Here is a 13,379-nt window from a genome sequence, read left to right on the forward strand (position 1 = left end):
CAAGAAGACGATCGAGGAGGTGGCGCAGTTCCTGGGGGTCTCGCCGAAGAACAAGATCAAGACGCTGGCGCTGGTGGCGACCGAGACGGACGCGAAGACGGGCAAGCCCCGGAACCGGAACGTGATCGTGCTGCTGCGCGGCGACCACTCGCTGAACGAAGCGAAGCTGGCGGGCGAGCTGGGGACGACCGAGGTCCGGCCGATGCAGGAAGAGGAGATCCAGAAGCTGTTCGGCGGGCCGGCGGGGTACCTGGGCCCGGTGGGGCTGGCCGGCTTCCAGGAAGGCCTGGGCACCGAGACGATGAAGATCATGCTCGGCGACCTGCCGCTGATCCTGGGGGATGCGGCGCTGAAAGAGCGCAAGAACCTGATCTCGGGCGCGAACCAAGAGGACTACCACCTGCGCAACGTGACGCCGGGACGCGACTTCTCGGTCAGCAAGTGGCTGGACCTGCGGAACGTGACCGAGGGCGAGGGCTGCCCGAAGTGCGGGACGCCGCTGAAGGTGGCGAAGGCGGTGGAGATCGGACACATCTTCAAGCTGGGGTACAAGTATTCGGAGTCGATGGGAGCGCGGGTGCTCGACAAGGACGGCAAGGAAGTGACGCTGATCATGGGGAGCTACGGGATCGGGATCGAGCGCATCCTGACGTCGGCGATCGAACAGGCGAACGACGCGGACGGGTTCGCGCTGCCGCCGGCCATCGCGCCCTTCGACGTGGTGGTGACGGTGACGAACGCGGCGGACGAGAAGCTGATGGCGGCGGGCCGGCAGGTGGCCGAGGAGCTGGAAAAAGCGGGGTACGACGTGCTGCTGGACGACCGGGACGAGCGTCCGGGGGTGAAGTTCAAGGACGCGGACCTGGTGGGGATCCCGTTCCGGATCAATGTTGGCAAGAAGGTTTCCGAGGGGAAGGTAGAGTTGGTGCGGCGCTCGACACGTGAGACGCAGGATGCTACCATCGCGGCCGTCACCAGCGAATTGTCCCGACTTTTGCCGCGCCCCTGATCGGCCCGGCCGGTTGAGGAGCAGCTGACATGAAGCAACTCAAGGCCCTGCTCGGTGTGGGCGTCGTGCTCGCGGCGTTCTACGTCGCCTTCAAGGTGATGCCGCCGTATTACTTCCAACTGCAATTCCAGGACGCGGTGGAGGAAGAGGCGCGGCAGCAGTCGTATACCACGAAGAGCGAGAGCGAGATCCGCGACATCATCTACCGCAAGGCGGTGGAGAACAACATCCCGGTGGCGGCGGACCAGATCCAGGTGCGGCGGACCGGGTCGGGAGTGGAGATCAGCGTGGACTACGTGGTGCACGTGGACCTGCCGATCTACCCCCTGGACCTCAATTTTCACGCCGGGTCGAAGAACAAGCCGATGTAGTCGTATAGTAGTAGCAGCGACGCGCGGGCCTGGCCCGCGGGAGAATCCTTCAGGAAACCGTGTCCCGCTCTGGCACGTCTGAGTAGTAGCGAGGATCCTCCGCCGTAACTCCGACCATTCCGTGGCAGCGATCAAGCAAAGACAATCTCGTTCCGGCTGGAAGAAGTGGCAGGCCCGTCTCTCGAGCCCCTTCGCAAAGACCGTCATCGCGGTCTTGGTGGTGGTGGCGGCGGTGTTCCTGGGCATCTTCGCGTACTACTACATCAAGTACGAGAAGATCATCGACGCGCGCATGCGCGGGCGCATCTTCAACAACGCGTCGAAGATCTACGCGACGCCGCGGGTGGTGCGCGAAGGCGACCCCTACAGCCAGCAGGAGCTGATCAGCTACCTGCGGCGCGCCGGCTACGTGGAAGCGGGCGAGGGCGAGTCGAAACTGGGTTCGTACAAGCGGGTGCGGAGCGGGCTCGAGGTGCAGCCCGGGCCGGAGTCGTTCCACTCGGCCGAGGGCGCGACGCTGCGCTTCGCCGAGGGCAAGGTCGAGCGCATCGTGGCGACGGGCAACCAGCAGGACCTGGCGGCGTATGAGCTGGAGCCGCAGCTGGTGACGGCGCTGTTCGAGGGCGAGCAGCGCTCCAAGCGCCGGCTGGTGAGCTTCACCGACCTGCCGCAGCACACCGTGGACGCGGTGCTGGCGATCGAGGACCGGCGGTTCTTCGAGCACTCGGGCATCAACTATTTCCGGCTGGCGCAGGCGGCGTGGATCGACTTCCGCACGGGAGAGAAGGGGCAGGGCGCGTCGACCATCACGATGCAGATCGCGCGCGGCTTCTTCCTGACGCCGGAGAAGACCATCCGGCGCAAGCTGACGGAGATGCTGATCGCGTTCGAGCTGGAGCAGCGCTTCTCGAAGCAGCAGATCTTCGAGCTGTACGCGAACTCGGTGTACATGGGGCAGCGCGGGTCGTTCACCATCAACGGGTTCGGCGAGGCGGCGCAGGCGTACTTCGGCAAAGACATCAAGAACCTGACGGTGCCGGAGTCGGCGCTGATCGCGGCCATCATCCAGCGGCCGAGCTACCTGAATCCCTACAAGAACGCGGAACGCGCGCTGGAGCGGCGCAATCTGGTGCTCGACGGCATGGTCGAGACCGGGGCGCTGACGCCGGAGGAGGCGGAGAAAGCGAAAGCGACGCCGCTGAAGCTGGCGTCGCCCAACGTGGAGGCGAGCGACGCGCCCTACTTCGTGGACCTGGTGAAGGAACAACTGGTGCAGAAGTACCAGGAGCGCGAGCTGAACGAGCAGTCGTACCGCATCTACACGACGCTCGATCCGGAGCTGCAGCGGGCGGCGGCGGAGGCGGTGCAGGCGGGCATCAAGAGCGTGGACGAGCAGGCGAAGAAGCTGCGCACGCGGCGGGTGAAAGTCGGCACCGGGAAGAGCGCGAAGACGGAAGAGAAGGTGCTGCCGGGGCCGATGCCGCAGGTGGCGCTGATCGCGATGGACCCGCACACGGGCGAGGTGCTGGCGCTGGTGGGCGGACGGAACTACGGCTGGAGCCAGTTGAATCACGCGGTGGCGAAGCGGCCGACGGGCTCGATCTTCAAGCCGTTCGTGTACGCGGCGGCGGTGAACACCGCGGTCGCGGGCGCGGAAGAAGGCAAGCCGGTGCTGACGCCGGCGACGCTGGTGGACGACTCGCCCGGGACGTTCGCCTACGGCGACCAGATCTACGAGCCGCGGAACTACAAAGAGGAGTACCACGGCATGGTGACGGCGCGTTACGCGCTGGCGATGTCGCTGAACAACGCGACGGTGCGGGTGGCGGAGATGGCGGGGTACGACCGGGTGGCGGCGCTGGCGCGCGATGCCGGCATCAAGAGCGCGCAGGGCACGCCGGCGGTGGCGCTGGGCTCCTACGACGCGACGCCGCTCGACATGGCGGGGGCGTACACGGTGTTTGCGAACAACGGCGTGCGGGTGAGCCCGCTGCTGGTGTCGTCGGTGCGGAACGCGAAGGGCGACCCGATCGAGGACTTCAAGGCGGAGAAGCGGCCGGTGCTCGACCCGCGCGTGGCGTACGTGCTGACCAACATGATGGAAGCCGTGATCAACTCGGGGACGGCGGCGGGGGTGCGCGGCATGGGCTTCTCGGCGCCGGCGGCGGGCAAGACGGGAACGTCGCACGACGCGTGGTTCGCGGGGTACACGTCGAACCTGCTGTGCATCGTGTGGGTGGGATACGACGACTACTCCGACCTGCGGCTTTCGGGAGCGATGACGGCGGCGCCCATCTGGGCGGCGTTCATGAAGAAGGCGGTGGCCCTGCCGCAGTACCGCAACGTGCGGGGATTCGCGGCGCCCTCGGGCGTGGTGACGGCGCAGATCGACAAGGTGACCGGGCGGCTGGCGACGCCGACGTGTCCGGACGACTTCTATGCCGCGTTCATCGCGGGGACCGAGCCGCACGACACCTGCGACCACATCGCGGACGATCGCAACGTCTTCCAGAAGATATTCGGGATCGGGAATCCTGGACCCCAGGCGCCGCAGCCGGTGTCCAATGGACAGCAGGCAGCGACTGGGCAGCAGCCGGCGGCGGGAGAAGACCCGAACAAGAAGAAGAAAGGATTCTTCGGGAAGCTGTTCGGGGTGTTCGGCGGCGGGGACAAGAAACCGGCGGCGACGTCGCCGGCGTCGACTCCGACCGCGACTCCCTCCCCGAGCAGCTCTGCTCCGCGCTAGACTAGGCAGGTAAGCACCTGCCGATCCTGCGGGAGGTCAGCCATGCAGCGCACATTCGCGGTCGTCGTCCTTTGCTCCGCCGCGGCCTTCGCCACCACCGCTTCGCGCATCACGGAAGCGGAAGGCCCGCGGACGACAGCGCAGGTCACGCAACAGCAGCAGCAGGACAACAGCCTGTCGGTGCAGAACTGGCGGCAGGCGCCGCCGCCGCCGTGGGACGCGACCGCCGTGGAGCTGGAATCGAAGGGCGACGAGCTGCTGCGGCAGCGCGCGCTCACCGACGCGCTCGACTACTACCGCGCCGCGCTCGACAAGACGCCGAGGAAGGACCGCGCCATCCTCTACAACAAGTGCGGGATCGTGGAGCTGCACCTCTCGCAACTCGATGACGCGAGGAAAGATTTCGTCAACGCCATCAAGCGGAACAAGCAGTACGCCGAGGCGGTGAACAATCTGGGCGTCGCTTACTACCTGAAGCGCGATTACAAGAAGGCGGCGAAGATCTACCAGAAGGCGATCGAGATCAGCCCGAACGCGGCCAGCTTCCACAGCAACCTGGGGCGGGCGTACTTCGCGATGAAGAAACAGGACCTGGCGACGATGGAATACATCCGGGCGCTCGAGATCGATCCCGACATCTTCACGCGCGAGTCGCCTGGCGGGATCTCGGCGCGCATCCCGCAGGAGAAGGGGCTGCTCTCGTACGTGCTGGCCAAGCTGCTGGCGGGGCGCGGGCAGAACGACGAGGCGCTGCTCTACTTGCGGCGCGCCATCGACGAGGGCTACAAGGGCGTGGACCGGGTGTACAGCGAGCCCGAGTTCGCCAAGCTGCTGACCGACCAGCGGTTCATCGACCTGATGAACGCGCGGAACAATCCGGGAGCGCTGCCGCCGCGGTAGTTTCCGGGGCGCCGGCGTCGCAAATCGCGATTCGGCGCAAAACTTTTTTCCGCCGGCCACGTCTATATCAGCAGACTCGAGTGACGTGTTGCATAGGGGAAACAGGGAGGCCCGCCGGGAGCTCAGACCGGCGGGCTTTGTGTTTGTGCCCGGCGGCGTGACGCCGCCGTTCCTGCCGGCCTGGAGGCCAGCGCTCCAAGGGTCAAAGGCCGCGGCCGAGGGCGGCCGCGGTATTCAGGGCGCCCTAGGCGTCGCGCTTGGATTCCGAGCGGGCGAGGTACCGCTTGACGGCGTCGTCCCACTTGCCCTGGGCGCGGAGGATGAACTCGATGGCGTCGCGGACGGCGCCGTCGCCGCCGCGGTGGTCGGTGATGTACTCGGCCTCGTCTTTGACTTCCTCGCGCGCGTTGGCGACGGCCATGGGCAGGCCGCAGCGGCGCATGATGGGGAGGTCGACGAGGTCGTCGCCCAGGAAGGCGACTTCGTCGGGCTTGAGGCCGGTCTCCTTCAGGATCTGGTCGAGCGCGGCGGCCTTTTCGGCGACGCCCTGGTGGATGTAGTCGAGCTTGAGGTCGCGGGCGCGCATGGCCACCGTCTCCGAGACGCGCTTGGTGATGGCGCCGACCTTGAGGCCGGCGAGGCGGGCGAGGGTGACGCCGGTGCCGTCGTGGGCGCTGAAGCCCTTGGCCTCGATCATGGCGCCGGGGCCGATGCCGGAGCCGCCGGCGGCGAGCTTCTCGTCGGCGCCCTTGGGCCAGCCCTGGACGCCGGCGGGCGCCGGGAAGAGCCAGATGGTGCCATCGGTCATGACGCCGTCGACGTCGCAGAGGATGAGCTTGATCTTCTTGGCCTTGGGTTTGGACATGCGAGGGGATTGTAAATGCGGCGGGCGAGTCGCCCGCCACCGCAAGGCTGTTGCTAGCGAACATTAGGCGAAACGTGCTACACTCGGGGGATGGCTCTCCCCGGCGCCGTCGCGGCCTCGCTCGAATGGGCGCACCCGCTCGTGCAGGAGTGGTTCGTCGGGAAGTTCGGGACGCCGACCGAGCCGCAGGAGCAGGGCTGGCCGCACATCCTGGCGGGCAAGACGACGCTCATCTCCGCGCCCACCGGCAGCGGCAAGACGCTGAGCGCGTTCCTGGCGTGCATCGACCGGCTGGTGCGCAAGGCGCTCGAGGGGTCGCTCGAGGACCGCACCGAGGTCCTCTACATCTCGCCGCTGAAGGCGCTCGGCAACGACATCCAGAAAAATCTTGAAGTGCCGCTGGGCGAGATCATGCAGATGGCGCACGACCGCGGGCTGCTGATGCCGGTGATCCGGACAGCGGTGCGCACCGGCGACACGCTGATGCCGGAGCGGCGGGCGATGCTGCGCCGGCCGCCGCACATCCTGGTGACGACGCCGGAGTCGCTCTACATCCTGCTGACGGCGGAGAGCAGCCGCAAGATCCTGAAAGACGTGCACACGGTGATCGTGGACGAGATCCACGCGGTGGCGGACGACAAGCGCGGCGCGCACCTGGCGCTGTCGCTGGAGCGGCTGGAGGAGTTGGTGGCGAGCGCGCGCTCGGGGGCGAGCGCGCCACAGGGGGCGAGCGCGCCACAGTTGACGCGCATCGGGCTGTCGGCGACGCAGAAGCCGCTGGAGCTGGTGGCGCACTTCCTGACCGGCAGCGGGCGGCCGGACCCGGTGGTGGTGAACATCGGGCACCAGCGCACGCTCGACCTGGCGATCGAAGTGCCGCCGAGCCCGATGGGGCCGGTGGCGTCGAACGACATGTGGGGTGAGATCTACAGCCGCATCGTCGAATTGGTGCAGCAGCACCGCTCCACCCTCCTGTTTGTGAACACGCGGCGGCTGTCGGAGCGCGTGGCGCACAACCTGGCGGAGAAGCTGGGTGAGGAAGCGGTGGCGGCGCACCACGGGTCGCTCTCGCGCAAGCTGCGGCTCGAGGCGGAGCGCCGGCTGAAGGCCGGCGAGGTGAAGGTGCTGGTGGCGACGGCGTCACTGGAGCTGGGCATCGATATCGGCTTCGTGGACCTGGTGATCCACATCGGCTCGCCGCGCTCGATCGGGGTGGCGCTGCAGCGCGTGGGGCGCGCGGGACACTGGCGCGGCGCGGTGCCGAAGGGCCGGCTCTTCCCTACCACGCGCGACGAACTGATGGAGCTGGCGGCGACGGTGCGCGCCATCCACCACGGCGACCTCGACCGGCTGATGATCCCGGATTCGCCGCTCGACATCCTGGCGCAGCAGATCATCGCGATGTGCGCGGTGGAAGAGTGGGGCGAAGAGGAGCTGTACGCGGTGGTGCGGCGAGCGTATCCGTACCGCGAGCTGACGCGCGAGCAGTTCGAAGCGGTGCTGGGGATGGTGGCGGAGGGCATCGCGGCGCGGCGCGGGCAGTATGGCGCGTACGTGCATCGCGACAAGGTGAACCAGCGGCTGCGCGGGCGGCGCGGAGCGCGGCTGGCGGCGATCACGAGCGGCGGCGCCATCCCGGAGAACGCGCTGTTCACGGTGATCGCGGAGCCGGAAGGCACGGTGGTCGGGACGCTGGATGAGGATTTCGCGGTGGAGTCGCTGGCGGGCGACGTGGTGCTGCTGGGCAACACGTCGTGGCGCATCCGCAAGATCGAGACGGGACGCGTGTTCGTGGAAGACGCCAAGGGCGCGCCGCCGGGTGTTCCCTTCTGGCTGGGCGAGGCGCCGGCGCGCACGGAGGAGTTGAGCGCGCAGATCGCCGCGCTGCGGACGGAAGTCAGCGAACGCACGGCCGGCGTCGAGCCCGGGTTCATCGACCCAACGCATCCGGAGGTCGCGGCGGCGACGGAGTGGCTGCAGCGGGAGACCGGGGTCGAGCAGGCGGGCGCGGAGCAGATCATCCAGTACGTGGTGGAAGGGCGCGCGATCCTGGGCGCGGTGCCGACGATGACGACCGTGATCGCGGAGCGGTTCTTCGACGAGGGCGGCGGGATGCAGCTCGTGATCCACGCGCCGTTCGGGGCGCGCATCAACAAGGCGTGGGGCCTGGCGCTGCGCAAGAAGTTCTGCCGGTCGTTCAACTTCGAGCTGCAGGCGGCGGCGACCGACAACGGTCTGAACATCTCCTTGAGCGACCAGCACAGCTTCCCGCTGGGCGACGTCTTTCACTTCCTGCACCCGAACACGATGCGCGAGACGCTGGAGCAGGCGGCGCTGCAGTCGCCGATCTTCGGGACGCGCTGGCGGTGGGACGCGGGGCGGTCGCTGGCGCTGCTGCGCTTCCAGGGCGGCAAGAAAGTGCCGCCGCAGATCCAACGCATGCGCGCCGACGACCTGCTGGCGGCGGCGTTCCCCATGGCCGCGGCGTGCCAGGACAACATCGACGGCGACATCCCGATCCCGGCGCATCCGCTGGTGCAGGAGGTGATGAAGGACGTCCTGACGGAGGCAATGGACCTGGAGGGCGTGACGCGGGTGGTGGAGAAGATCCTGGCGGGCGAGATCGAGACGCGCGCGGTGGACACGCCGGTGCCGTCGGTGTTCTCGCACGAGATCCTGAACGCGAACCCGTACGCGTACCTCGACGACGCGCCGCTGGAGGAGCGGCGGGCGCGCGCGGTGGAGATGCGGCGGTCCTTGCCGGAGAGCGTGCTGAAGGAGGTCGGGCTGCTGGACCCGGCGGCGATCGCCGAGGTGCAGCACGACGCGTGGCCGGAGGTGCGCGACGCCGACGAGCTGAGCGAGACGCTGCAGACGATGGTCGCGCTGCCGGAGAGTGTGGAAGTCGCGGGGCACGCGCCGCCGGCGACGGTGTGGCGCGAGCACTTCGAGCGGCTGCGCGGCGAGCGGCGGGCGGCGCGCGCCCAGGTGGGCGCCACGTGGTACTGGGTGGCGGCGGAGAAAGCGAAGTCGTTTGGTGCGCTGTTCCCTGCCGCGAGATTCGAGAGCGAGCTGCCGGCGGTGGAAGCGGCCGCGCCGCCGGCTGAGGACATCTACTACGAACTCGTCCGCGGGTGGATGAGCCACCTCGGCCCGACGACGGCCTCGACCATCGCGCGGCTGGCCGGACTTCCGGCGAACGAGATCGAGAAAGGGCTGCTGCGGCTGGAGGCGGCAGGGCTGGTGCTGCGCGGGACGTATTCGTCCGAGTTCCCTGCCGAGGAGGTGCAGTGGTCGGAGCGGCGGCTGCTGGCGCGGATCCATCGGCTGACGGTCGGCAAGCTGCGCAAGCAGGTGGAGCCGACGACGGCGGCGGTGTTCATGCGCTGGCTGTTCCGGTGGCAGCACGTGGCGAACGGCTCGCAGCTGCTGGGCGAGCGCGGGACGCTGGAGGCGCTGCGGCAGCTGCAGGGTTTCGAGATCCCGGCGAACGCGTGGGAGCGACAGGTGCTGGCGCGGCGCGTGGGCAACTACGACGCCAAGTTCCTGGACCAGTTGTCGCTGACGGGAGCGGTCGGGTGGGGGAGGCTGTCGCCGCATCCGGCGACGGTGGAGGAGTCGAGCGGCGGTCAGCGGCGGGTGATCCCGACATCGGTCGCGCCCATCACGTTCTTCGTGCGCGAGGACGCGGACTGGATGCAGCCGCACCGCGCGGACGACATGGCGGAGCTGCGCGGGCTCTCGCACGGCGCGCGCGAGGTGCACGCCTTCCTGAAGCAGCGCGGCGCGTCGTTCTTCGCCGACATCGTGCGCGGCACGGGCAAGCTGAAGGCGGAGGTGGAGACGGCGCTGTGGGAGCTGGTCGCGGGCGGCCTGCTGACGGCCGACAGCTTCGACAACCTGCGCGCGCTCATCGATCCGAAGCGGCGGTCGGGTCAGGGACATGGCAAGACGTCGCGCCCGCGGCACACCGGCGGGCGCTGGGCGCTGCTGTTCGTCGACCCGCCCCAGGAAAGACAGAAGCAGATCGAGGCGGCGGCGAAGATGCTGCTGAACCGCTATGGTGTGGTGTTCCGCGACGTGCTGGCGCGGGAATCGGTGGCGCCGACGTGGCGCGAGCTGCTGATGGCGCTGCGCCGGATGGAAGACCGCGGCGAGATCCGCGGCGGGCGGTTCGTCACGGGATTCACGGGCGAGCAGTTCGCGCTGCCGGTGGCGGTGGAGTCGCTGCGGGCGCTGAGGAACCTGCCGCCGTCGGGCGAGGTGGTGACGGTGTCGGCGGCCGACCCGCTGAACCTGGTGGGGATCCTGGTGCCGGGGGAGCGCGTGCCGGCGATCAGCGGGCGCACGGTCAACTTCCGGGACGGCGCGGCGGTGGATGCCGGCGAGGCGGCGCGGCCGAGCGGGATCGCGGCGGCCGGCGACTGAGCCGAGGGAACATTCCTGCGCCTCGCGCGTCTAATGCAGCGGGAGGCCCCTTGCGCACGCTTACTCATTCCCTGCTTCTCATCAGCGTGGTCGCCGGGGCGGCCTCGCACGCGCAGGAGCCCGGGAAGGTCACCGATCCGGTGGTCACGACGGCGGACGCGCGGCAGTCGTACGCGCTCTACCTTCCCTCCGCGTACAACCGCGAGAAGAAGTGGCCGGTGATCCTGGTGTTCGACCCGAGCGGCATCGGAGCGGAGCCGATGGGATCGTTCCAGGCGGCGGCGGAGAGGCACGGCTACCTGGTGGCGGCGTCGAACAATTCGCGCAACGGCCCGGCACGGATATCGATGGAAGCGTTCGTTGCGATGTATGACGACGTGCGAAAGCGCTTCGCGGTGGACGACGCGCGGATCTACGCGGCCGGGTTCTCGGGCGGGGCGCGGGTGGCGGGGATGGCGGCGCTCTACTGCGGCGGGTGCATCCGCGGCATCATCGCATGCGGGGCGGGGCTGCCGTACAACATCACCGAGGACGGGCGGCGGAAGCTGCCGGCGTACTTCTTCACCATCGGGCGTTACGACTTCAACTACTTCGAGGTATTCGACGCGGCGCGCTCGCTGGCGGCGCCGCGCGTGGTGGCGGTGTTCGAGGGCGCGCACCAGTGGCTGACGCCGGAACTGGCGGAGCGGGCGCTGGCGTGGCTGGACGCGGGCGCGGGCACGAGCGAGGTCGCGGCGGAGACGCCGCAGGAAAGCGCGCAGCGCAAGCAGCTGGCGGAGCTCACGCGGTCCTTGCTCGAGCGATTGCGGGCGGCGGTGCGGCCGGGCGAGGAGCGCGCGCAGAACCTGCGCGACCTGCGGAGCGAGATGACCGCACTGCGGAAGAAGCGCGAGCAGGCGACGGGAGAGGACCTGGTGGTGCTGCGGCGCGCGCTGGGGCAGGCGCTGGTCGGCGTGCACCAGACGGCGTCGGAGCTGGGCGGCGAGGACCCGGAGCTGGGCGCCGGGCTGATGGAGGCCGCGGTAGAGGCGAACCCGAAATACGCGGGGTTCCCCTACGAGATGGCGGGTTACTGGGCCGCGGCGGGAAACAAGAAGAAAGCGCTCAACGCGCTCAAGCGCGCGGTGGAGCTAGGGTTCAAGGACAAGCAGGCGCTCGCTTCGAGCAAGAGCTTCGACAAGCTGAGGGAGTCGGAGGAGTTCCAGGCGATCGCGAACTCGATGGCAAAGAAATAAGGGAATGGTGGACCTGGTCGGGATCGAACCGACGACCTTCCCGGCAGGCCGGGACGCGCTGGCTGAGCTAAGAGGAGCTGAAAAGAAGGGGAGGATTGGTGGACCTGGTCGGGATCGAACCGACGACCTCTTCCATGCCATGGAAGCGCGCTCCCAGCTGCGCCACAGGCCCACTCAAGGAAGGAACAACCTATCTATTCTCGCCGACCGCAGGAGGCTAGTCAAACCTGGCCGGGAAAGCGAAAGCCCCGCCGCGGCGGGGCCTCGCTGCGCGAGAGCGCTCAGAACTGGAACATGTCGCGGATGTCGTTGCCCTGCGAGTTGCGGGCGTTGAGCGAGGGGAGCGACCAGTTCCACTGGATGAACTTCAGGACGGAGACGTGGTTCATGCGGACGTGCGAGACGTAGCCGGCCTTGGCGAAGGGCGAGATGACCAGCAGCGGGACGCGGATGCCGAGCCCCTGTGAATCGACCTGCGGCGGCGGGACGTGGTCCCAGTAGCCGCCGCCTTCATCCCAGATCACGACGATGGCGATGGAATCCCAGGCGGGAGAAGCCTTCACCTGGCTGACGAAGTCATTCAGCCAGTTGAGCGAGTCGCCGATGGGGCCGGAACCGGGGTGGCCGCTGTTGCGATCGTTGGCCTGCACGAACGAGATGGCCGGCAGGTTCCCGCTGTTCAACTGCGAGAAGAAATTCGAGATGTTCTGGAGCTGCGGCGCGTCGTGGGTGGAGGTGAAGTACTGGAAGGGATTCTGGACCGGGACGTAGCCGTTGCCGCAGTCGCCGTAGTTGGCCTGGAACCATCCCCAGCTGATGTTGGCGTCGCGGAGCTGATCGCCGAGGTTGCGGTAGTTGTAGGGCTGGGAGGCCGGGTCGGGCAGGTTGCAGGGCCCGAACGCGGGCTGCACGCTGAACGGGAAATCGTTGTCGGAGGCGGCGACGAGGTAGAGCTGGTTCGAGGGCGCGTTCGACATCACCGACGAGAAATAATTGTCGTTGAGCGCGTAGTTGTCGGCCAGGTTCCAGAGCGCGCCGACGCCGGCGGTCGCGTCGGTGTAGTAGCCCATCGAGTTGTGTCCCTCGACCACGGCAAAGCGGTCCATGGCGCCGTGGTTCCAGGCGTCGAGGTAGTCCTGGCGGCCGTGGGGGAGGTCGGAGAGCGTGGGGTCGGTGAGCTCGAAGGGCGTGCTGCCGTCGGACTGGGTGTAGCCCGGGACGCCGGGGCGGATGCCGTCGATGGTCTGGCCGCCGGTGGGCGTGTACTTGCCGAAGAGGTGGTCGAAGGAGCGGTTCTGCATGACCACGACGACGACGCGCTTCACCTTGGACTGAGTGGTGCCCAGGTTGCCGCCGCCCCCGCCGTTGCCGCCGCCGCCGGTGTCGCCGCCGGCCTGCAGGCCGCGGCAGCCGTTCGCCAGAAGGGCCAGGATGAGCAGCAACAAAGGCAGCACGAACGCCCGCAGAACCCTTTTCCGCATCAAGGACTTGACCTCTTCATTTCTTCTCTGGGAGACAGGCCGTGTGGCGCGACGAAAGGCTCCAACCCTGGCCAGAGGCGTCCGTCGGTTCACAACCGGTTACTGTAAGGAAGGGTTTGTAGAAGCGGGGGTTGCCTGAGCTCCCGCTGCGGGGGGCCGCCCCGCTCCGGCCTCGGCCCGGGTAGCCGGCTGCAAAAGTAACCAAACAGGCCGGTTCCGTCATCTCAGAGTCAGGCCCCAAGCACCTCAAGGAAGGCAAGGACGTTCCCCACATGCCGCTACGTACGCTGGCTGTCGTCGTGCTGGTCGCAGCGGCAGCGACCGCGCAGAGCTCGGTCGCGGAG

Annotated in this window: 8 protein-coding genes and 1 tRNA gene; 6 read left to right on the top strand and 3 right to left on the bottom strand. The window is 68.2% G+C overall.

All coding sequences use genetic code 11. From position 1 onward, the window contains the following. The 4 genes from VLA96_12035 to VLA96_12050 all read left to right on the top strand — a co-directional run. On the top strand, positions 1-1,009 hold a 1,009-nt coding region (locus tag VLA96_12035; protein ID HSE49929.1), incomplete at its 5' end, for a YbaK/EbsC family protein. 29 nt (positions 1,010-1,038) lie between these two features. Beyond that, positions 1,039-1,380, top strand: coding sequence for a DUF4845 domain-containing protein (locus VLA96_12040; GenBank protein HSE49930.1), 342 nt, complete (start codon positions 1,039-1,041; stop codon positions 1,378-1,380). A 121-nt stretch (positions 1,381-1,501) separates the two neighbouring features. Next, positions 1,502-4,126 carry a PBP1A family penicillin-binding protein gene (locus tag VLA96_12045; GenBank protein ID HSE49931.1) on the top strand — a complete coding sequence of 875 codons (2,625 nt, stop codon included), beginning with the start codon at positions 1,502-1,504 and terminating at the stop codon, positions 4,124-4,126. Positions 4,127-4,168: 42 nt separating this feature from the next. Then, a complete protein-coding gene (locus VLA96_12050) occupies positions 4,169-5,026 on the top strand; it encodes a tetratricopeptide repeat protein (protein ID HSE49932.1) in 858 nt (285 codons plus the stop codon). 244 nt (positions 5,027-5,270) lie between these two features. Here the strand turns inward: VLA96_12050 and VLA96_12055 are convergent, their stop codons facing one another. Beyond that, positions 5,271-5,891, bottom strand: coding sequence for an HAD hydrolase family protein (locus VLA96_12055; protein ID HSE49933.1), 621 nt, complete (start codon positions 5,889-5,891; stop codon positions 5,271-5,273). Positions 5,892-5,981: 90 nt separating this feature from the next. On the opposite strand from VLA96_12055, the gene VLA96_12060 reads away from it, so the two are divergent. Together VLA96_12060 and VLA96_12065 are read left to right on the top strand one after the other, a co-directional pair. After that, positions 5,982-10,319, top strand: a complete 4,338-nt coding sequence (locus tag VLA96_12060) for a DEAD/DEAH box helicase (GenBank protein HSE49934.1) — start codon at positions 5,982-5,984, stop codon at positions 10,317-10,319. Positions 10,320-10,369: 50 nt separating this feature from the next. Continuing rightward, positions 10,370-11,554, top strand: coding sequence for a hypothetical protein (locus VLA96_12065; protein ID HSE49935.1), 1,185 nt, complete (start codon positions 10,370-10,372; stop codon positions 11,552-11,554). Between the two features lie 96 nt (positions 11,555-11,650). Here the strand turns inward: VLA96_12065 and VLA96_12070 are convergent. Both VLA96_12070 and VLA96_12075 read right to left on the bottom strand, forming a co-directional pair. After that, positions 11,651-11,726, bottom strand: a tRNA-Ala gene (locus tag VLA96_12070). Between the two features lie 109 nt (positions 11,727-11,835). After that, positions 11,836-13,035, bottom strand: coding sequence for an alkaline phosphatase family protein (locus VLA96_12075; protein ID HSE49936.1), 1,200 nt, complete (start codon positions 13,033-13,035; stop codon positions 11,836-11,838). Between the last annotated feature and the right edge of the window lie 344 nt (positions 13,036-13,379).

It is taken from the genome of Terriglobales bacterium (genome assembly GCA_035457425.1).
Lineage (GTDB): Bacteria > Acidobacteriota > Terriglobia > Terriglobales > Acidobacteriaceae > JACPNR01.